The 19,938-nt window shown below is 70.0% G+C and carries 20 protein-coding genes; 11 read left to right on the top strand and 9 right to left on the bottom strand.

Annotation, left to right across the window (positions count from 1 at the left end):
- Positions 1-53 precede the first annotated feature (53 nt).
- From AB0J87_RS06405 to AB0J87_RS06420, 4 genes are read left to right on the top strand one after another with little or no spacing between them, the layout of a single operon-like run.
- Entirely contained in the window at positions 54-2,864 is a 2,811-nt protein-coding gene (locus AB0J87_RS06405; RefSeq protein ID WP_363962869.1) for a nitrate- and nitrite sensing domain-containing protein, read from the top strand.
- Positions 2,865-2,885: 21 nt separating this feature from the next.
- On the top strand, positions 2,886-3,308 hold the full coding sequence (locus AB0J87_RS06410) for a roadblock/LC7 domain-containing protein (RefSeq protein ID WP_185071483.1): 423 nt from the start codon (positions 2,886-2,888) through the stop codon (positions 3,306-3,308).
- Positions 3,309-3,334: 26 nt separating this feature from the next.
- On the top strand, positions 3,335-3,697 hold the full coding sequence (locus AB0J87_RS06415; protein ID WP_185071484.1) for a DUF742 domain-containing protein: 363 nt from the start codon (positions 3,335-3,337) through the stop codon (positions 3,695-3,697).
- Complete coding sequence (locus AB0J87_RS06420; RefSeq protein WP_185071485.1) at positions 3,678-4,256, top strand: ATP/GTP-binding protein; 579 nt, start codon at positions 3,678-3,680, stop codon at positions 4,254-4,256. Before AB0J87_RS06415 ends, AB0J87_RS06420 begins: the two co-directional genes overlap by 20 nt.
- On the opposite strand, the gene AB0J87_RS06425 is transcribed toward AB0J87_RS06420, so the two are convergent.
- Entirely contained in the window at positions 4,253-5,041 is a 789-nt protein-coding gene (locus tag AB0J87_RS06425) for a nitroreductase/quinone reductase family protein (RefSeq protein ID WP_363962870.1), read from the bottom strand. The two genes, AB0J87_RS06420 and AB0J87_RS06425, sit on opposite strands and share 4 nt — an antisense overlap.
- Before the next feature lie 70 nt (positions 5,042-5,111).
- On the opposite strand from AB0J87_RS06425, the gene AB0J87_RS06430 reads away from it, so the two are divergent.
- On the top strand, positions 5,112-5,561 hold the full coding sequence (locus tag AB0J87_RS06430; RefSeq protein ID WP_363962871.1) for a MarR family winged helix-turn-helix transcriptional regulator: 450 nt from the start codon (positions 5,112-5,114) through the stop codon (positions 5,559-5,561).
- On the opposite strand, the gene AB0J87_RS06435 is transcribed toward AB0J87_RS06430, so the two are convergent.
- Positions 5,553-6,317: a TetR/AcrR family transcriptional regulator gene (locus AB0J87_RS06435; RefSeq protein WP_363962872.1), complete on the bottom strand. Its 765-nt coding sequence runs from the start codon at positions 6,315-6,317 to the stop codon at positions 5,553-5,555. The genes AB0J87_RS06430 and AB0J87_RS06435 overlap by 9 nt on opposite strands.
- Before the next feature lie 82 nt (positions 6,318-6,399).
- Here AB0J87_RS06435 and AB0J87_RS06440 point away from each other — a divergent pair, with 82 nt between their 5' ends.
- Together AB0J87_RS06440 and AB0J87_RS06445 are read left to right on the top strand one after the other, a co-directional pair.
- On the top strand, positions 6,400-7,338 hold the full coding sequence (locus AB0J87_RS06440; protein ID WP_363962873.1) for an ATP-binding cassette domain-containing protein: 939 nt from the start codon (positions 6,400-6,402) through the stop codon (positions 7,336-7,338).
- The gene (locus tag AB0J87_RS06445; protein WP_363962874.1) at positions 7,335-8,114 is read left to right on the top strand and encodes an ABC transporter permease; all 780 of its coding nucleotides are present in this window, start codon (positions 7,335-7,337) and stop codon (positions 8,112-8,114) included. Before AB0J87_RS06440 ends, AB0J87_RS06445 begins: the two co-directional genes overlap by 4 nt.
- A gap of 4 nt (positions 8,115-8,118) precedes the next feature.
- On the opposite strand, the gene AB0J87_RS06450 is transcribed toward AB0J87_RS06445, so the two are convergent.
- The 5 genes from AB0J87_RS06450 to AB0J87_RS06470 are packed head-to-tail and all read right to left on the bottom strand — an operon-like array spanning position 8,119 to position 13,534.
- Complete coding sequence (locus AB0J87_RS06450; protein ID WP_350730214.1) at positions 8,119-8,556, bottom strand: helix-turn-helix domain-containing protein; 438 nt, start codon at positions 8,554-8,556, stop codon at positions 8,119-8,121.
- Between the two features lie 54 nt (positions 8,557-8,610).
- On the bottom strand, positions 8,611-9,552 hold the full coding sequence (locus tag AB0J87_RS06455; protein WP_363962875.1) for an ABC transporter substrate-binding protein: 942 nt from the start codon (positions 9,550-9,552) through the stop codon (positions 8,611-8,613).
- Positions 9,553-9,603: 51 nt separating this feature from the next.
- Positions 9,604-10,575 carry an ABC transporter substrate-binding protein gene (locus tag AB0J87_RS06460; RefSeq protein WP_350730217.1) on the bottom strand — a complete coding sequence of 324 codons (972 nt, stop codon included), beginning with the start codon at positions 10,573-10,575 and terminating at the stop codon, positions 9,604-9,606.
- Positions 10,572-12,488, bottom strand: coding sequence for an ABC transporter permease subunit (locus AB0J87_RS06465; RefSeq protein WP_363962876.1), 1,917 nt, complete (start codon positions 12,486-12,488; stop codon positions 10,572-10,574). Before AB0J87_RS06465 ends, AB0J87_RS06460 begins: the two co-directional genes overlap by 4 nt.
- Positions 12,485-13,534 (bottom strand): glycine betaine/L-proline ABC transporter ATP-binding protein, encoded by a 1,050-nt coding sequence (locus AB0J87_RS06470; protein WP_363962877.1) that lies wholly within the window; start codon positions 13,532-13,534, stop codon positions 12,485-12,487. Before AB0J87_RS06470 ends, AB0J87_RS06465 begins: the two co-directional genes overlap by 4 nt.
- A 341-nt stretch (positions 13,535-13,875) precedes the next feature.
- Here AB0J87_RS06470 and AB0J87_RS06475 point away from each other — a divergent pair, with 341 nt between their 5' ends.
- The 4 genes from AB0J87_RS06475 to AB0J87_RS06490 all read left to right on the top strand — a co-directional run bounded on the left by AB0J87_RS06475 (position 13,876) and on the right by AB0J87_RS06490 (position 17,844).
- Positions 13,876-16,467 carry a nitrate- and nitrite sensing domain-containing protein gene (locus tag AB0J87_RS06475; protein WP_363962878.1) on the top strand — a complete coding sequence of 864 codons (2,592 nt, stop codon included), beginning with the start codon at positions 13,876-13,878 and terminating at the stop codon, positions 16,465-16,467.
- Positions 16,464-16,883, top strand: coding sequence for a roadblock/LC7 domain-containing protein (locus AB0J87_RS06480; RefSeq protein WP_185071497.1), 420 nt, complete (start codon positions 16,464-16,466; stop codon positions 16,881-16,883). The genes AB0J87_RS06475 and AB0J87_RS06480 overlap by 4 nt, the downstream gene beginning before the upstream one ends.
- Before the next feature lie 99 nt (positions 16,884-16,982).
- A complete protein-coding gene (locus AB0J87_RS06485) occupies positions 16,983-17,297 on the top strand; it encodes a DUF742 domain-containing protein (RefSeq protein WP_355207361.1) in 315 nt (104 codons plus the stop codon).
- Positions 17,278-17,844, top strand: coding sequence for an ATP/GTP-binding protein (locus AB0J87_RS06490; RefSeq protein ID WP_363962879.1), 567 nt, complete (start codon positions 17,278-17,280; stop codon positions 17,842-17,844). The genes AB0J87_RS06485 and AB0J87_RS06490 overlap by 20 nt, the downstream gene beginning before the upstream one ends.
- Positions 17,845-17,857: 13 nt before the next feature.
- Here AB0J87_RS06490 and AB0J87_RS06495 read toward each other — a convergent pair whose 3' ends face one another.
- The gene (locus tag AB0J87_RS06495; protein ID WP_363962880.1) at positions 17,858-18,817 is read right to left on the bottom strand and encodes an SIS domain-containing protein; all 960 of its coding nucleotides are present in this window, start codon (positions 18,815-18,817) and stop codon (positions 17,858-17,860) included.
- Complete coding sequence (locus AB0J87_RS06500) at positions 18,814-19,842, bottom strand: hypothetical protein (protein ID WP_363962881.1); 1,029 nt, start codon at positions 19,840-19,842, stop codon at positions 18,814-18,816. Before AB0J87_RS06500 ends, AB0J87_RS06495 begins: the two co-directional genes overlap by 4 nt.
- Positions 19,843-19,938: the final 96 nt, after the last annotated feature.

Below are 19,938 nucleotides of genomic sequence, written 5' to 3' on the forward strand. Positions count from 1 at the left end.
ACGATTGAGGGGTAGCGGAAGCAGTGACGGGGAACTCCGACAGCGGCCCAGCCGTGAAGCGGGACCGCGTAAAGCGGCCACTGCCACGCCTGGGCCTGAGAAACTGGCGCGTACGGTGGCGGCTCACCGCCCTGATCCTGGTGCCCACCATGGCCGGCGTCGTGCTCGGGGGAGCGCGAGTCGTCGGATCGGTGCAGAGCATCGGCGACTACGACCGCACGGCGACCGGGGCGGAGCAGGCGGCCCATATCCGCGACCTGCTGCAGGCGATCGGGCTGGAGCGTGACACGGGCGGCTGGATCGGCGCCAACCGTGCCATGCGCAAGAAGCTCGCCCAGCCGCTCGCGCAGCGCAAGGCCGCGGTGGACACGCTCGTCAAGACCGTGAACGCCGACCTCGACACGATCGACGACTCGTACGGCCCCCGCATCGTGAAGGCCGCCCAGCAGGTGAAGTACGACCTGGGCCGGCTGCCGAGGATCCGCGCCGAGGGCCAGACCGAGACCATCCGGTACGACTTCCTCACCGACACCCTGCTCAAGCTGCACGACGAGCTGAGCCTGCTGTCCGAGGACCCGCAGATCATCGGCCAGTTCCGCGCGCTGAGCGCGCTCGCCGCGGCCAAGGAGGAGGTCTCCCGGCAGCGCGTCCAGCTGCTCCAGGCCTCCTACGACAGCGCGCGCGTGGATGCCAAGGAGGTCGAGCAGTTCATCGCCTCCAACGCCCGCGAGCAGAGCGACATCTCCCAGGTCGGCGCGGAGGCCGGCGTCGAGGTCGGGCTCCAGCTGTCCAAGGCGCTCACCTCGCAGCCCGAGTACGTCAACGTCCAGCTCACCAAGGCGCGCGCGGTCACGCTGGCCAGCGGCCGGGCGCCGGGCGTGCGGATCAGCGACAACCTGATCTCCGCCAACGGCAGCCGCGAGCAGTGGTTCAACGAGAACTCCGTGGCCGTCGACGTGCTGCACGGCATCGAGGAGGAGCTGGCCGGCCAGGTGAGCCTGCGCAGCAAGGAGCTGCGCGAGTCCGAGATCCGCAACGCGATCGTCGCGGGGATCCTGATCCTGGCGCTGCTGCTGCTGGTCCTGCTGCTCACCGTGGCGATCGCCCGCTCCATGGTCACCCCGCTGCGCCGGTTGCGTACCGAGGCGCTGGAGGTGGCCGGCTTCCGGCTCCCCGACGTGGTGCACCGGCTGCGGGCCAGCGGTGACGCGTCCGTCGGCGAGGTACGGCCGATCGAGGTCGACGGAAACGACGAGATCGGCGAGGTCGCCAGGGCCTTCGACCAGGTGCACCAGCAGGCGGTGCGGCTGGCGGGCGAGGAGGCCGATCTGCGCAGCAACATCAGCTCGATGTTCGTCAACCTCTCGCGCCGCACCCAGACGCTGGTCGAGCGGCAGATCTCGCTGATCGACGGCCTGGAGAAGGGCGAGCAGGACGGCACCAGGCTGGCCGACCTGTTCAAGCTCGACCACCTGGCCACCCGCATGCGCCGCAACTCCGAGAACCTCCTCGTCCTGGCCGGCCACGAGGCCACCCGCCGGCGTAGCCAGCCGGCCAAGCTGGTCGACGTCGTACGCGCCGCGCTGTCGGAGGTCGAGGGCTACGAGCGCGTCCAGGTCAAGGTGCACCGGGCCACCTCGGTGCTCGGCAGCGCCGCGAACGACCTGGTCCACCTGGTCGCCGAGCTGGTCGAGAACGCCATCCAGTTCTCCCCGAGCAACACCCAGGTCGTCGTCACCAGCAGCCTCATCGAGGGTGGCGGCGCGCTGCTGTCGGTGAGCGACACCGGCATCAGCATGACCGAGGAGGAGCTGGCCGAGGCCAACCGCCGCCTGGCCGAGCCGCCCGTCGTGGACGTGTCGGTCTCCCGGCGCATGGGCCTGTTCGTGGTCGGCCGCCTGGCGCTGCGTCACGGCATCCGGGTCCAGCTCAGGCGGGGCGAGGGCGCCGGCCTGATCGCGATGGTGCTGCTCCCGCCCACGCTGATCGTCGACGGCACGCAGCAGCAGCCGCTGCCGCAGCGGCCCGCGTTCGGCGGCGGTACGGTGCCCACCCCGGCCGGCCCGCCCCTGCAGAACGGGACGTTCAAGTCGTTCGGCAGCTTCGACTCCTTCGACGGTGGCCGGCGTCCCAACGGACCCGCTCCCAGGCACGGTTTCCAGACTTCCGAGAGCACGCCGCCGGGACCGCGCTCGTTCGACAGCGGGCCGTACCATTCGGACCCCGGCAGGGCGGGCGTGAACGGATTCACCGCCGACACCGACGGCGGCTCCTACCGCAGGCAGCCATCCTCGTTCGACTCCAACGTCTACCCGTCGCTCCCCAGCACGGGCTCCTACCCATCCGGAAATGGCGCGTTCCAGACGCCTCCGCCGCCCCAGTCGTACCCCACGAACGACGTGCGCCGGCCCGACCCGACGCCCTCGGTCGAGGTGTCGCCGATGGAGCCGGAGCAGGAGGAGTTCCTGCCGATCTTCGCGGCGGTGGAGTCCGCCTGGTTCCGCAGGCCGCCGGAGGAGGCGGCGCCGCAGGTGACCGGAGATGGTGAGGACAAGCCCTCGCAAGCCGTACCCTCTGGGGAGGAAGCGTGGCGAACGGCGGCCGACGCCGGTTGGCGCGCGGCGGCCGCTGCCGCCGAGCCCAGCCTCGGCGGCATGACCGCCGCCGGGCTCCCGAAGCGCACCCCCAAGGCCAATCTGGTTCCCGGTACGGCGAACCAGCAGGCGCAGCCGCAGCAGCCGCAGCGGCCGGCTCCGATGCCGCCCGTTTCGGCGGACCGGATGCGCAGCCGGATGGCCAGTTACCAGCAGGGTGTGCGACGGGGCCGCCAGGAAGTACGTGGACAGGAGGAACAGAGTGAGTGAGCGTCCCGCCGGGGAGGATGCGTGACAACCCTTAGCCACGAGGCGAACAGGTTCGACTGGCTGATCACCGACTTCGTGCGTAACACGCCCGGAGTCGCGCATGCCGTCGTCGTATCGGCCGATGGCCTGTGCCTGGCCGCCTCCGAAGGCTTTCCGCCGGACCGGGCCGACCAGCTCGCCGCGGTCTCCGCGGGCCTGCTGAGCCTGACCGTGGGAGCGTCCAGGGTGTTCGAGGGCGGCTCTGTGACGCAGACCGTCGTCGAGATGCAGCGCGGCCTGCTCATCGTCATGGCCATCAGCGACGGCTCCGTGCTGACGGTGCTCGCGGGCCCGGACTGTGACATGGGCCTGGTGGCGTACCAGATGACGCTGTTGGTGGACAGGGCCGGGCAGGCGCTCACGCCGGCCCTGCGGGCTGAACTCCAGGCCGCCAGGACCCGGTGATGTGATGGAACTGATGGGAGAGGGCCGTGTACGGCGTTGACGGAGCTGGGGACGAAGAGCCCCTGTTCCGTCCTTACGCGGTGACGGGCGGCCGATCCGAGCCGCGCTATCACCTCGCGATGGAGACGTTGATCTCGTCGATGTCGATCCCGGACGACGAGATGGCCATGCTCACCCCCGAGCAGGAGGCCATCATGCAGTTGTGCAGGTCGTTCCGGTCGGTCGCCGAGATCTCGGCCCTGCTCCGCGTCCCGCTGGGCGTGGCCAGGGTGCTCGTGGCGGACATGTCCGACGAAGGACTCGTCCGCCTGCACCAGCCACGCCTCAGCCAGGGACAGCCTGACCTCAACATGCTCGAAAGGGTGCTCAGTGGACTACGCAGGCTCTAGCCCCGGGCTGACGTCGACGAAGATCGTCGTCGCCGGTGGGTTCGGCGTCGGTAAGACGACGTTCGTGGGGGCGGTGTCCGAGATCCTCCCGCTCACCACAGAAGCGGTGATGACGGACGCGTCCGCGGGCATCGACGACCTCGGTCTCACCCCCAACAAGCAGACCACGACGGTGGCCATGGACTTCGGCCGCCTCTCGCTCGACCGCGACCTGATCCTCTACCTGTTCGGCACGCCCGGGCAGCACCGGTTCTGGTTCATGTGGGACGACCTCGTCCGCGGCGCCATCGGCGCGGTCGTGCTGCTCGACACCCGCCGGCTGGCCGACAGCTTCCCCGCCATCGACTACTTCGAAGAGGCGAAGCTGCCGTTCGTGATCGGCGTCAACGGCTGGGACGGGCAGTTCCCGCACGCCGAACAGGAGGTCAGGGAGGCGCTCGCGCTGTCGCCGCACGTGCCGATCGTGCGTACCGACGCCCGCAACCGCGAGTCGGTCAAGGCGACGCTGATCTCGCTGGTGGAGCACGTCGTGCGGCTGCGTGCCGCACCCGTGCGCTAACCCCAGGGGACGCTCTCCAGCGAGTTGAGCACCGGCACCAGTTGCTCCTCCTCGTAGGCGAAGTGGGCCTCCATCTCGCCGGCGATGCGTTCCAGCGTCGCCGGCCCGGGGGCCTCCCGCAGCTCGGCGACCAGCCCGGCGATCACCGCGTGCTCGGCGCGCAGCCGGTCGAGGGGCTCCTTCAGCTCGGGGAAGAGCTTCTCCAGGTGCGGGAACGCCACCCGGTCCTCGCCGTTGTGGTGGAACGTCATCGCGTCGCAGAAGGCCAGACAGTGCGCCCGCAGGTCGTCGGCGGGCGCCCCTTGGCGGACCTTGGCCAGCTCGCCCCTGAGGTAGTCGTGGATCCTGGCCAGCTCGTCCCCGAACGCCTCCAGCCGCTCGCGCTCGGGGTACAGCGCGATGACCGGGATGACGCGCTCGGTGTTCTGCTGGTACGTGGCGAAGGCCGGGTTGATCGCGGCCTGGCGGGCGTACAGGCGGTCGCGCTCCTCGCCTCCGAGCGGCACCGCCCGGGCCGCGAACCGGTCCTCTCCCAGCTCGACGATGACCCGCGGGTTGGCGAGCACGTTGTGGTACCAGGCCGGGTGGGCGGCGCCGCCCGCGTTGGAGGCGAACACCAGGACCCGCTCGCCGTCCCGCAGGTAGACGGCAGGGTTGGTGCGCCGCCGGCCCGTCTTGGCGCCCGTGGTGGTGAGCAGCACGAGAGGCGCGCCCTCGAACATGCCGCCCACCTTGCCGCCGTTCGCCCGGAACTCCTCGATCACCTGCTGATTGAAATCGGTCACGTCATATCCTTGGACGAGGCTTCGTATTTGCTTTGCAAGCAAAGCTAATTTAGACATCAAGGTGTTCGACATGTCAACAGACGGCTTGAGCGTGGACGACGGGATCAGGACGCTGCTGCTGCTGATGCCGCGGATGGTCGGGCGGGCCAAGCGGCTGGGGGTGCCCCCTGAGCTGCAGTCGTTGTCCCTGGCGCCCCGGCACCTGTCGCTGCTGGCCTACCTGCTGTTCGACGGGCCGACGACGGTGAACGAGCTGGCGGCCCGGCTGGAGGTGGCGCCCGCGACGGTCAGCCTGATGGTGGGGGACCTGAGCAGGAAGGGCGTCCTGGACCGGCGCGAGGACGACGCGGACCGGCGCCGTACGATCGTGAGCATCGCGGACCGGCACCAGGAGTCGATCAACGAGTGGCTCGGCTACGGCGCCAAAGCCTGGCGCGAGGCCCTGGAGCCGCTCACGCCGGAGCAGCGGCGGATGTTCGTGGACACCCTGATGGCCTACGAAAAGGCCCTATCAGGCTGATCGGCGGTTTATCAGGGCCTCGACGCCGTCGAGGACGCGCTGCAGGCCGAACTCGAAGGCGTGCCCCGGGCTGTAGGCGGCGTTGAGCGCCTCGCCCGCCGCCTGGCCGACGCGCGCGGCCGTGGGGTAGCGGGCGGCGTCGGCGATCCGGCTGAGGAAGGGCGCGTGCGCGGCCCACCACTGCTCGTCGGTCATGCCCGTCAGGCTCTCGGCCTGCGCCGCCTCGACCGCGCCGCGCGCCGCCCCGTGCACGAACCCGGCGACCAGCGTGATCACCGAGTCCATCTCCAGGTCCGTCAGCCCGATGCCGTCCACGGCGCGCAGGTCGTAGTCGTACTTGGCGGTGACGTTGGGCCCGAGCACCGGGCGGCTCGACGCCACCTGCAGCAGCCACGGATGGCGTAGGTAGAGGGCCCAGTTCTCCCTGGCGATCTGCTCCAGCCGGCCCCGCCAGCCCCCGGGCACGTCCTGCGGCTTGGCCGTCTCGCCGTAGACGGTGTCGAGCATGACGTCGAACAGCTCGGGCTTGCCCGGCACGTACGTGTAGAGCGACATCGTCCCGACGCCCAGCCGCTCGGCCACACGGCGCATGGACAGCGCCGCCAGCCCCTCGGCATCGGCCACCTCGATGGCCGCGCGCACGATGCGGTCGACGCTCAGCTCGGGCTTGCCCTTGCGGCTGACGCGCTCGCTGGTGCGCCAGAGCAGCGCCAGGCTGCGCGCGGGGTCGCCCTTTCCCGGGTACTCAACGGTCACATCCGTACGGTACACCGTACGGTTGCCGTCCTGAACCGTATGCTGTACGGTACAGCGTACGGAATCAAGGGAGGGGACACGCATGCCGGCGGTGCTCGCGCAGGACCTGCGCAAGAAGTACGGCGAGAAGGCGGCGCTCGACGGGATCGACCTCGACGTGGGCCGGGGCACGGTCTACGGCCTGCTCGGCCCCAACGGCGCGGGCAAGACCACGACCGTCCGCATCCTCACCACCCTCCTGCGCGCCTCGGGCGGCCGCGCGGAGGTGGCGGGGTTCGATGTGGCGACCCAGCCCCGGCAGGTACGCCGCAGCATCGGCCTCGTCGGCCAGCACGCCGCCGTGGACGAGATCCTGACCGGGCGGCAGAACCTGGAGCTGTTCGGCCGCCTCCACCACCTCGGCCCGTCGCGGGCGCGGGCCAGGGCGGAGGAGCTGCTGGAGCGGTTCGGGCTGGACCACAAGGGGCCGGCCAAGGAGTATTCGGGCGGCATGCGGCGCAGGCTCGACCTCGCGGCCAGCCTGATCCTGGCGCCGCCCGTGCTGTTCCTCGACGAGCCGACGACGGGGCTGGACCCGCGCAGCCGCACGGAGATCTGGCGCGCGGTGCGCGACCTCGTCGCCGGCGGCACCACCGTGCTGCTGACCACGCAGTACCTGGAGGAGGCCGACCAGCTCGCGGACCGGATCGCGGTGATCGACGCCGGCCGGGTGGTGGCCGAGGGCACGCCGGACGAGCTCAAGTCCAAGCTCGGCGGCGACCGGCTCGACGTGGTGATCCACGACCCGGCACGGCTCGACGAGGCCGCCGGGATCGTCCGCGGGGCGGCCTCGGGGCCGGCCGAGGTCGATCGGGACACCAGGCACGTGAGCGCGCCGGTGGGCGACCGGGTGCGGGCGCTCACGGAGGCGCTCGCGGGCCTGGCGACCGCCGGGATCGAGGCCGAGGACGTGGCGGTGCGCCGCCCCACGCTCGACGAAGTCTTCCTGAACCTCACCGACCGCCGAGGGGGCACCGTATGAGATGGGCTCTGGCAGACGGCTGGACCGTCGCCCGCCGCGACCTGATCCACTGGGCGAACCAGCCGATGACGGTGGTGTTCGGGATCCTCTTCCCCGTGGTGATCACGCTGGCCTTCGGCTATCTGTTCGGCGGCGCGGTCAAGGTGCCCTCGGGGGCCGACTACTTCGCCTTCCTCATGCCCGGCATGTACGGCATGACGATGCTCTTCGGTCTCAGCGCCACCATGATGGCCGTCGCCACCGACGTCTCCAAGGGGGTCACCGACCGCTTCCGCTCGATGCCCATGGCGCCTTCGGCCGTGCTGATCGGCCGGGCCGTGGCCGACCTGCTCAACTCGGTCCTGATCCTGGGCGGACTGCTGGTCTGCGGCCTGGCGGTGGGCTGGCGGCCGTCCTCGTTCCCGGGCGCGCTGGCCGCCGTGGGCCTGCTGCTCCTGCTGCGCTTCTCGCTGCTCTGGGTCGGCATGTACCTGGGGCTGCTGCTCAGGGATCCGGGCGGCGTGGTGGCGATCCAGGTGCTGGAGTTCCCGGTCGGCTTCCTGTCGAACGCCTTCGTCGCCCCTGACACGATGCCGGGCTGGCTGGGCGCGATCTCGGAGTGGAACCCGCTGTCGTCCACGGTGGCGGCGGCCAGGGAGCTCTTCGGGAACCCCGGCTGGGGCGGCGATTCCTGGGTGGCCCAGCACGCCGTCCTGATGGCGGTGATCTGGCCGGTGGTGATCACCGCCGTCTTCTTCGTCCTGTCGGTACGCCTCTACCAGCGGCTCGACCGGTAGGGCGTCACGTCACCCGGTCGGTGAGGAGGGCGATGGAGCGCTGGGCCGAGCGGATGCGCCGGATCCGCTCCTCGTCCTCCCCGCCCAGCTCCAGCCCCTCCTCCGCGATCTCCCCGAACGCGGCGAACGAGGCCAGCCGCTGCCGCACGACCTTCTCGAAGGCGTCGTCCTCGATGCGGTAGTACGTGGTGCGCTCGCCCGGCCGGGTGCGCCGCCGGACGAGGCCGATGGAGGTCAGCAGGCGCAGGTTGGACGTCATGGACGCCCGGCTGGCCCCGATCGCGTCGGCGATCTCGCCGGCGGACTGCTCGGCGGGGGTGCAGATCAGCAGCCAGCCCAGCACGCGCCCGGTGATGGGCGCCAGGCCCCAGGCGTCGCCGCAGAAGGTCGCCACGCGCTCGACCCACTCGAGCGTCCGCTCGCGGTCGTCGGAAGGAGCCATGGGTTCAGTTTAGGCTGAAACAACTGTCACCCATGCCACCTCGATCGCCGGGCCTCAGCGCGGGATCCAGTCCTTCCACACGATCTTGTTGTCCCGCACCCACCGCTCGGCGGCCTGCTCGGCGGTCATCTTCTCGTTGATCATGTCGCTGGCCACGGAGTTCTGGTCGTCGTTGGTCCAGGTGAAGTTGCGGACCAGCTCGTACGCCTTGCCGCCGGTCTGCGCGAACTTCTTGCTGACGATCTTGTCCAGCAGGTACGGCGGGTAGTCGCACGCGACCCGCTTGGCGTCGTCGTCGCAGCCGAGAGCGTAGGGCGGCAGCGCCACCTTGACCAGTTTGACCTTGGTGAACAGCCATTGCGGCTCGTAGAAATACAGCAGCAGCGGTGTCCGGTTCTTGGTGGCGAACTCGGCCGCTTTGATCAGCGCCGCCTCGCTGCCCGAGTAGACGACCTTGTAATTGAGCCCGAGGTTCTTGATGAGCACCTCGTCATTCGTCACGAACGTCGGATCTCCGTCCAGAACCTGTCCGGCATTTCCGGTTTTGTCGGTCCGGAAAAGGTGCGCGTACTTATTGAGGTTTCGGTAGTCCGTAATGTCGGGGTATTTCTTCACCATCCACTCGGGGACGTACCACCCGATGATGCCCTGGTTCCCCGTGAGCCCGGCCGACAGAGCGACCCTCTTCTGCTCGATGAACTTCTTTTTCAGGTCGTTGTGGCCCCAGTTCTCGACGATCACATCGACCTTGCCGTCCTCGAAATCCTCCCAGGAATCGCTCTCCTTCATGGGCCGCTTGTGCACCGAGTAACCCAGCTCGTGTTCGAGCAGGTACGCCAGCACGGCGGCCTGGGCCTCGTACCCGACCCAGCCGTGGATGTCGATGTTGACGACGCCCTTCGACACCTTGGCGGAGCCGGGCTCCTCGCCGGAGCAGGCGGTCGTCAGCAGCAGGGCCGCGACCAGCGGCCCGACGAGCTTGTTCGTTCGCAACATGAGGGTCTCCCGGTGACCGCGGCCCCGCCCGGGGCCGCGGTCAAGAGGGCGTCACTTGGGGATCCAGGCCTGCCACTTGGCGGTGTTGGCCTCGATCCACTTCTTGGCGGCCTGCTCGCCGGTCAGGCCGTTGTTGGTCATGTCGTTGGCGACCGCGTTCTGGTCCTCGTTGGTCCAGCTGAAGTTCTTGACCAGCTCGTACGCCTTGCCGCCGGTGTCCGCGAACTTCTTGCTGACGATCTTGTCGAGGTCCATCTCCGGGTAGTCGCAGGCGACCTTCTTGGGGTCGGCGTCGCAGCCGTCGGTCCAGGCCGGCAGGTTCACGCGGACCAGGTCCACCTTGTCGAAGAGCCAGTGCGGCGTCCAGAAGTAGAACAGCAGCGCCTTCTGCTGCTCCTGCGCCTGCGTGGCGGACTTGAGCAGGGCCGCCTCGCTGCCGCCGGTGACGACCTTGTAGTTCAGCTTCAGGTTCTTGACCAGGGCCTCGTCGTTGGTGACGTAGCTGGGGTCACCGTCGAGGAGCTGGCCCTTGCCGCTGGACTCCGAGGTCTTGAACAGGGAGGCGTACTTGTTGAGGTTCTTGTAGTCGGTGATGTCCGGGTACTTGTCGGCCATCCACTTCGGTACGTACCAGCCGATGATGCCCTTGTTGCCGGTGGAGCCGGCCTCGGCCGCGACCTTCTTCTCCTCGATGAACTTCTTCTTCAGGTCCGGATGGCCCCAGTTCTCGATGATGACGTCGACGTCGCCGGTCTCGAAGCCCTCCCAGGCGAGCTGCTCCTTGATCTCGGGCAGCTCGACGTTGTAGTGGAGCTCGTTCTTCAGCAGGTACGCGACGACGTTCGCGCTGGCCTCGTAGCCCACCCACGGGTTGATCGCGATCTTCACGGTCCCGGTGGCGGCGCTCGATCCGGAGGCCGCCGGGGCGGCGGAGGAGCTGGGAGAGGTCTCGACCTTGGCCCCGCCGCAACCGACAGCGGCGAGTCCAAGGGCGAGGAGGCCTGCGAGCAGGCGAATCTTCATGTGGATTTCCTTTTTCGGGGGGAGGGGCGCCTGTCGGCGCCCTGCGTGATGCGGTCGAGCATGACGCCGAGCAGCACGGTCGCGATGCCGGCCACGAAGCCCATGCCGAAGTCGGGTCGCTGGGAGAATCCGACGACCACGTCGTAGCCGAGGGCCCCCGCCCCGACCAGACCGCCGACGACCACCATGGCCAGCGTCATCACGATGCCCTGGTTGGCCGCGAGCAGGATCGCCCGCCTGGCCATGGGCAGCTGCACCTTCCACAGGAGCTGGCCCGAGGTCGAGCCCGCCGAGGTGGCCGCCTCGACGACCGTGGCGGGCACGCCCTTGATGCCGTCCTCGACCAGCCGCACCACCGGCGGCACCGCGTAGATGACGGAGGCGAAGATCGCCGTGAACCGGGTGGTCTCGAACAGCGCCAGCGCCGGCAGCAGGTAGACGAACGCCGGCATGGTCTGCGCGGCGTCGAGTATGGGCCGCTGCACGGCCGAATATCGCGGCGAGCGGGCCGCGGCCACGCCGAGCAGCAGGCCGGCGACCAGCGTGACGAACACCGCGACGACGACCGTGGTCAGCGTCTGCATGGTGTGCTCCCAGACGCCGAGCAGCGCGATGGCCAGCAGGCAGACGAGCGCCGTCAGCGCCGCGCCTACCCCGCTCACCCGCCAGGCCACGGCCAGCATCGCCAGGGCGACCAGCCACCACGGGGACGAGGTGAGCAGCGTCTCCAGCGGGTTGAGCAGGACGCCGGTCGTGAGGTCCTTGATGAACGTGGTCACCCCGTACCAGCTGGTCTCGGCCCAGCGGACGGCGTCGTTCACCTCGGCCACGAAGTTGACCGTGAGGCCGTCCGGCCACGTCCTGGGCAGCACGGGGATGAGCGCGACCCCGGCCACCGCCAGCACGCCGGCGGCGACGAGATCGACCGGGCTCAGCTTCGTGTGCGGCTCACGGTGGGCGATCGCCATCATGGTCCGGTCGAGCAGCACCGCCATGATGACGATGGCCACGCCCGCCGGGAGCATGATGCCGACCTGCGCCCGCGACAGGCCGCGGATGATGTCGCCGCCCAGGCCGGGCGCGGAGATGAGGTTGGCGATGACGACCATGGACAGGGCCATCATGATCGTCTGGTTGACCGCCAGCGCCATCGTCGACCTGGCCAGCGGCAGGTAGACCTTGAACAGCGTCTGCCGGCCCGTCGCGCCCAGCGAGCCGGACGCCTCGACGGCCGTGGGCGAGACCTCGGAGATGGCCAGCGCGGTGATCCGGATGGCCGGGGGGATCGAGTAGATCATCGTCGCGATGGCCCCGGCCGGGGCGCCGATGTGGAAGAACAGCGCGAGCGGGGCCAGGTACGCGAACGTCGGCATGATCTGCATGACGTCCAGCACCGGCGTGATCACCCGCCGGACGCGGCCCGAGAGCCCGGCCCAGACACCCAGCGGGATCCCGATCGCCAGCGACAGCAGCACCGAGACCGCGACCAGGGCCAGCGTGTCGACGCTCGACTGCCAGAGCCCCAGGAAGCCGAACGCGCTCACCCCCGCCACCGCGGCCAGCCCGATCCGCCAGCCGCCCGCCAGCCAGGCCAGCGCGCCCATGACGCCGGTGATGCCGGGCCAGCCGAGCGCGTACAGGACGGACTGGAAGAGGCCGTACAGCCAGCCCACGAAGAGCCGGATGTAGTTCAGGAAATACAGGAAGAGCGGGTTGTCGTTGCGGTGGTCGTCGATCCACTCGCGCAGGTCGGTGACGGCCAGGAACTGCGGCGCCTCCTTGTCGTGCGGCAGCGTCGCCGTGCCGCGGAAGACCAGGTACGCCACCACGAAGAGGACCGCCACCCCGGCGGGGAGCGCCCACCTCGGCAGCTTCAGCCGGGAGGAGGGCGTGGTGACCACGGTGGAGCTCATGCCTTCACCGTGACGTCCGCGCCGGACAGGAAGGTCAGCAGGTCAACGCGGTCCACGACGCCCATGAGGTCGTCGCCGTCCACCACCCTGATGGGGCGGGAGGAGGCGGACGAGGCGCTGATGGCGTCCATGATGAGCGTGGTGGCCGGGAGGACGGGCCCGTCCAGCGGCTCGCCGGGCTCGGGCTCGCGGCAGATCCAGCGCAGCGTCAGCACGTGGCTCCTGGGCACGTCGCGGACGAAGTCGGCCACGTAGTCGTCGGCGGGCGCGCCCACCAGCTCCTCCGCGGTGCCGAGCTGCACGATCGAGCCCGCCCGCATGATCGCGATCCGCTCGCCCAGCTTCAGCGCCTCGGACAGGTCGTGCGTGATGAACACCATCGTCTTGCCGACTTCCCGGTGCAGGCGGATCACCTCGGCCTGCATGTCGCGCCTGATCAGCGGGTCGAGCGCGCTGAACGGCTCGTCGAACAGCATCACCTGCGGGTCCACGGCCAGCGCGCGGGCCAGGCCGACGCGCTGCTGCATGCCGCCGGAGAGCTGGTCGGGGTAGGCGTCGGCGTAGCCGTCGAGGCCGACGAGGGAGAGGATCTCCGCCGCCCGCGCGTGCCTGGCCGCCTTGGCGGTGCCCTGGATCTCCAGCCCGTACGCCACGTTGTCGATCACCTTGCGGTGCGGCAGCAGGCCGAAATGCTGGAAGACCATGCTGACCTGGTGGCGGCGGATCTCGCGGAGCCGGGCGGGGGAGGCGCGGCCGATGTCCTCGCCGCCGATCCTGATCTCGCCCGCGCTGGGCTCGATCAGCCGGGTGAGGCAGCGTACGAGGGTGGACTTGCCGCTGCCGGACAGGCCCATGACCACGAAGACCTCGCCCGGTCGCACCTCGAAGCTCACGTCCCTGACGGCGGCGGTGCAGCCGGTCTTCTCTCTCAGTGCGGCCTGGTCGAGATGCCTGTCCTCGCTGTCCAGGACTTTCTGCGCCCTGGATCCGAAGATCTTCCAAAGGCCCTCAACAGTGATGGCCGCGCTGTCGGGAGAATCCCCCACCCTCGCCTCCTTCTTTGACCGCCACAACATATGGCGCGATTAACGGAAATCTCAACGCCGTGACACTCCAGAGACCTCCATGCTCCTGTGGTGTTATGGGATTGGAACGTACTAAAGCCCCACATAGGGACATTCAACTCTTTAAAGGGTTATTTCCCGCTTTCCGATCATGAATCATGGAGCTCCAGGTTTTGGCACTTGAGTCACACGAGTCGCTTTTTGTAGCGTTATGTTCGGGTGGGCCACACTGCTGTGGGATGTGTTCTAATTGGCCGGCACTTAGCTGATTTCCCATGGGACACAGCCCCCTCAAATACGCCGATTCGGGCGAGGTGCGTTCGGTGACTACAGCGTTGGGTGAGAGGCAGGCCAGTAAGGGCAACTGGCGGCTGAGCAATTGGCGCGTCCGCGCGCGCCTTGTCGCCCTCATCCTGATCCCGACGGCCGCCGCCGTCCTGCTCGGCGGCATCCAGGTGCTCGCCAGGACGTCCGCCGCCGGTGACTACGCGCGTACCAACCAGTTCGCCCAGCTCTCCGCCGAGCTGGGCGCGCTCACCCATCAGGTCGCGGCCGAGCGGGCCACGACCGCCTGGTACATCGCGCGCAACCGGCCGGCGGGCATGCTCTCCACGGTGCAGGCCCAGATGGACCAGGCCGACCTGGCCGTCAGGCAGGTACGCGGCACCGCCGGGCAACTGCTGACCGAGGTCAGCGGCCGTAGCGCCGACCAGCTCGAGAACCTGCTCAGCCGCCTGGACGACCTGACCGCCCTGCGCAAGCAGGCGCTGGAGGCCAACCTGCTGCCGGGCCCCGCCGTCGAGCTCTACACGACCGTGATCGGCGACCTGCTCTCCGTCCACAACGAGCTGATCAAGGACAGCGTGGACGACGAGCTGTTCCGCCAGACCCGCATGCTGAACGCCCTGGCCAGGGCGAAGGAGAGCGTCTCCTACCAGCAGGCGCTGGTCACCGCGGTGCTCGTCGAGGGCGCGTTCGACCAGGACCAGCTCAAGCGCTTCCTCGGCGAGCAGTCCAAGGAGCTGAACGAGCGCAAGGCGTACTCGACCGAGGCCACCGCCGACGAGCGCCGCTTCTTCGACGAGACCGTCAACGGCAGGTCCGCCGACCGCATGTTGTTCCTGCGCGAGCTGGTGCTGATCAGGAGCACGAAGGGGCTGCCGCTGCGCGGCCTCGACCTGAGCAAGCGCGACGACGCCAAGGAGTGGTTCGACGCGGCCAACGTGGTCGTCGACTCCATGCGCGAGGTCGAGGAGCGCCAGGCCCAGGGCATCGTGGCACGCAGCGAGGCGCTCAGCGCGGACGAGCGGCAGCAGGCGTTTGTGACCGCGGGCGCCGTGCTCGCGCTGCTCGTGGCGGTCCTGCTCATCACCACCGGGGTGGCCAGGTCGCTCGTGCGGCCGCTGCGCCGCCTGCGCGGCGAGGCGCTGGAGATCGCGGGCAGGCGGCTGCCGGACTTCGTCCAGCACCTGCGCGAGTCCCGCGACGGCGCCGTCCAGGCCGAGGTCCCGCCCATCGGGATCTTCTCCAGGGACGAGGTCGGCGAGGTCGCCCGCGCGTTCGACGAGGTGCACCGCGAGGCCGTACGGCTGGCGGGCGACGAGGCCAAGCTACGGGCGAACGTCAACGCCATGTTCGTCAACCTGTCCAGGCGCAGCCAGACGCTGGTCGAGCGGCAGCTCACGCTGATCGAGCGGCTGGAGCGCGGCGAGCGCGACGACACCCGGCTCGGCGACCTGTTCAAGCTCGACCACCTGGCCACCCGCATGCGCCGCAACAGCGAGAACCTCCTGGTCCTGGCCGGCCAGGAGGCGGCCCGCAAGTGGAGCGAGCCGGTCGAGCTGATGGACATCGTCCGGGCCGCGCTCGGCGAGGTCGAGAGCTACGACCGGGTCAGCATCCAGGTCCAGTCGGACGTCGCCATCGCCGGCCAGGCCGTCACCGACGTGGTGCACCTGCTGGCCGAGCTGGTCGAGAACGCGGTCTCGTTCTCCTCGCGGGACACCAAGGTCATCATCTCCAGCAGCCGCATCGACACCGGCTCGCTGATGCTGTCGGTCACCGACCACGGGATCGGCATGAGCGCCGAGGAGCTGGCCGAGGCCAACTGGCGGCTGGCGAACCCGCCCGTCGTGGACGTGTCGGTGTCGCGGCGCATGGGGCTGTTCGTGGTCGGCCGGCTGGCGCTGCGGCACAGCATCCGCGTGCAGTTGCGCATGCAGGACATCGGCGGGCTGACCGCCATGGTGCTGATCCCGCCCGCGCTGCTCACGGCGGTGTCGGGCACGATGCCGGGTGCGGTGCCCGTGCCGGCGCGCATCCCGGTGCCCAGGCAGGCCCACCCGCCGACACCGGCCGCGCCCTTCCCGGGACATCCGTCCTTCGGGACCCTGCCGCCCGCCGACCCTTTCCCCGGGCCCCCGTACGGGCATCCGTCGATGGACATCGTGCCCGCGGCGCCCGAGCCGTCGTCCTGGTTCAGCTCGTCGCAGGCGCACTCGGTCGAGCAGCTACCGCCGGACCTGGGCGGGCCGGCGGAATCCTACCCGTCGTTCGCCACCCCGCCGGCGCCGTCCAAGGACGAGGAGTTCCTGCCCATCTACTCCGCCGTCGAGGGGAGCGGCTGGTTCACCAAGACGACGCCCACGGCCGACCATCGCGACCCGGCCTGGTCCTCACCCGCCGATGAGGGCTGGCAGGCGGCCGGCGCGGCCGCCGAACCGGCGCAGAACGGCATGACCAACTCCGGCTTGCCCAAGCGGACCCCGAAAGCGAATCTGGTACCGGGCACCGCGAGTCCGAAACCCCCGACCGCTTCCGCTCCTCCGGTGTCGCCTGACCGGTTGCGCAACAGGCTGGCCAGCTACCAGCAGGGTGTGCGCAAGGGTCGCGCCGAGCTCGAGGAGGACTCATGAAGGAGCTCAGCCAGGCGGCCAGGGACATGAACTGGCTGGTCAGCAGCTTCGTCGACGAGGTCCCCGGCGTGGCGCACGCGGTGGTGGTGTCCGCCGACGGGCTGCCGATGGCGTACTCCAGGGGCTTCCCCAAAGACCGCGCCGACCAGCTGGCCGCGATCGCGGCCGGGCTCGTCAGCCTCACGCAGGGGTCGGCGCGCGTGTTCGAAGGCGGCGGGGTCACCCAGACGCTCGTCGAGATGGACCGCGGCCTGCTGCTGGTCATGTCGATCAGCGACGGATCCTGCCTGGCGGTGCTGGCCGCGCCCGACTGCGACATGGGCCTGGTGGCCTATCAGATGACGATCCTGGTCGAGCGCGCCGGGCAGGTGCTCACGCCTGCCGTGCGGGCGGAACTGTCGGCGGCGCGTCCGTAATGGGATCCCGCTGCGGCCGGACAGACAGGGTGATGGGAGTAGACGTTGGCATCGTGGCACAACGATGAACCGGAGCCGGAGCGCAGCTCGCTCGTCCGGATGTACGCCGTCACCGGTGGCAGGACGACTCCTCGTACGGAGCTCGCCATGGAGGCCCTGGTATCGTCGGCCACCTCGGTACGACTCGGCATGACGTACACCCGTGAATATCGCGCGATCAGCGAGCTGTGCCGGCAGGTGCGCTCCGTGGCGGAGATCTCCGCGCTGCTGGGCGTTCCTCTCGGGGTGGCGAGGGTGCTGGTGGCCGATATGGAGGCGGATGGGCTGGTGAGGGTGTACCAGCCCCAGCTGGACGCGGGCCTTCCCGACAGGGGCCTGCTCGAAAGGGTATTGAGTGGACTTCGCAGGCTCTAGCCGGCTCACCTCCACGAAGATCGTCGTGGCGGGCGGGTTCGGTGTGGGGAAGACCACGTTCGTGGGCTCCGTGTCCGAGATCATGCCGCTGACCACGGAGGCGGTGATGACGGACGCGTCCGAGGGCATCGACGACATCGGGCTCACGCCGGGCAAGACCACCACCACCGTGGCCATGGACTTCGGGCGGCTCTCGCTGGACCAGGACCTGATCCTCTATCTGTTCGGCACGCCGGGGCAGCACCGGTTCTGGTTCATGTGGGACGACCTCGTACGCGGCGCCATCGGGGCCGTGGTGCTGGTGGACTCGCGGCGGCTGGCCGACAGCTTCCCGGCCATCGACTACTTCGAGGAGTCCGGCATCCCGTTCGTCATCGGGGTGAACGGCTGGGACGGGGTGTTCCCGCACAGCGAGAGCGAGGTGCGGGAGGCGCTCACGCTCTCCCCGCACATACCGGTCATCCGCACCGACGCGCGGGCGCGGCCTGCGGTCAGGAACACCCTCATCGCGCTCGTCGAGCACGCGCTCGCCGCGCGGGCCCACTGACTACCGCGACTGATTACGGGGCCGCCCACCAATTCCCGGCGACCAGCTCGGCCACCAGCGTCTCGGTGAGCAGAGCGACGTCCGGGTCGTCGTCGTGCGCGTACCTGACGGCGGCTCTGGCGTCCTTCACCTCGCCGCCCACCGTGACCACCGTGGAGCCGCGCTCGCGCACCCAGTCCATGGCCTGCTCGGTGTAGCGGGAGCCGGGGTAGAGCAGCGCGCGGTAGTCGAGCGTCTTGGTGAGGTAGACGTCCACGTGTGCCCAGTCGCCCGTCTCGCACGCGTCGGCGGGACGGCGCGGGCCCTCGCGGAACATCAGCGCCGACTGCTCGGCCGACGACAGCCGCTCGGCGGGGGCGACGGTGTAGACGCCGCGGTCGCCGTCCAGCAGCTCCATGGTCATGGGGAGCCACTCGTCCCTCCTGTCCAGGAGATCCGTCGTGGCCTCGGCGGCCCGCTCCAGCAGCTTCGGCAGGTCGCGGCCCGTCCCGGTGAGGTGGGCCTCCAAAGCCAGGAGGAGGGCCAGGGTGTGCTGGAACGTACGGCAGGCGACGCCGCCGCGCTCCTCGCCCGCGCGCATGTCGACCACCAGGTCGGCCCGCTCGGCGAGAGGGGAGCCCTGGATGTTGGTCAGCGCCGCCAGGTAGGACGGGCCGCCCGTGTACCGTTCCACGGCGTCGAGGGTCTCCCTGCTCGAACCGCTGGCCGAGATCGGGACGACCAGGGTGTCCGCGGCGGCCGGGTAGGTGGCCTCCGCGGAGGCGTAGTCGGCGTACGCGTCCACGCCCGCCCGGCGCAGGCGCAGCGCGGCCACGCCCGCGGCGTACCGGGAGCTGCCCATGCCCAGGAAGAGCACCCGGGTCAGGCCCGAGGGGAGCGCCGCGAACGGGTTCTCCTCCCTCAGGGCGGCGGCCAGGCTCCTGAGCGCCGCCGGCTTGGCCTCCAGGTCGGACAGGTAGAGCTCGGAATTCACGTGATGTTCTCCTCTTGGTACCAGGTGCGCAGGACGCCCATGGGGGCGTAGCGCCAGCGGGGCAGGTGGCGGGCGGCGTAGATGAGCTCGCGGCACTCCTGCTCCACCTCGAACGGCCGGACCAGTCTCTCGTCGAGCAGGTCCGGCCGGTCCTTCTCGGCCAGGCGGGCCCTGTACGCGGCCAGCAGCCCGGCGCGGGCCTCGGCTGCCCAGGCCGCCGCCGCGCCGGGGTCGGTGCCCCTCCGCTTGATCGCCACCTGGGCCACGTGCTCGATGCTCGTGGTGAGCTGGGCCACGTCCCTGGCGGCCGGCTGGCGCGGGACGGCGTCGGTGACGGTGGGGTTGCCGTCGAAGTCGATCACCGCGTAGCCGTCCCGCCATTTGAGGATCTGGCCCACGTGCAGGTCGCCGTGGATCCTGATGCGGGGGCCGGTGATCGGCTCCTGGAGGGCGGCCAGCTCGCGCCGGATCGCCGGGGTCCGCGTGGCCAGCCACACGCCGTCCTCGCCGTCCGTGAGCGCGAGCGCCTCCGCGAGCGCGGCCTCCGCCCTGGCCGCCGTACCCGCGGCGCCGGGCTCCTGCGCGGGGGTGGGGAGCGTGGCAAGGGCGAGGTGCAGGTCGGCGGCGAGGCGGCCGAGGACGGGGGCGAAGTCCGTGGCGCCGGCCTCGGCCTCGTCGACGCACCACTCCCAGCCGTCGCGGGCCTCCGGAAGGTAGCCCGTGACCAGGGCCAGGAGCTGCTCGTTCCCGTCCACATCGCGGGTCAGGGCCGCGTAAGGGGGTGCTGTGTCGTTGAACCCCGCCTCAACGAGGTGAGCGAAGACCTCTGGGGTGGGGTGGGGCAGGGGGACCGGTGGGGTGATCCACTTGACGACGACCTTCTCGTCGACGATCACCGAGTAGTTCGTCTGGTCCACGTGCGCGCCGAACTCCCGCTCACCTGGGGCCCCAGTGTGGAGATCTCCAAGGCTGTACGAGAGGGTGGGCAGCGGGAGGAAGCGCCGCACGGCGAACGGCGGCGGCACCTCGCCCTCCAGCAGCGGGAGAAGTGTGGCGCTGACACCCCGGTCTCGGGCCGTGAGGGGCCTCTCACCGAGAGAGAGCAGCCGATCTGCTATTGA

The sequence above is a fragment of the Nonomuraea sp. NPDC049625 genome (assembly GCF_040675285.1).
Lineage (GTDB): Bacteria > Actinomycetota > Actinomycetes > Streptosporangiales > Streptosporangiaceae > Nonomuraea > Nonomuraea angiospora_A.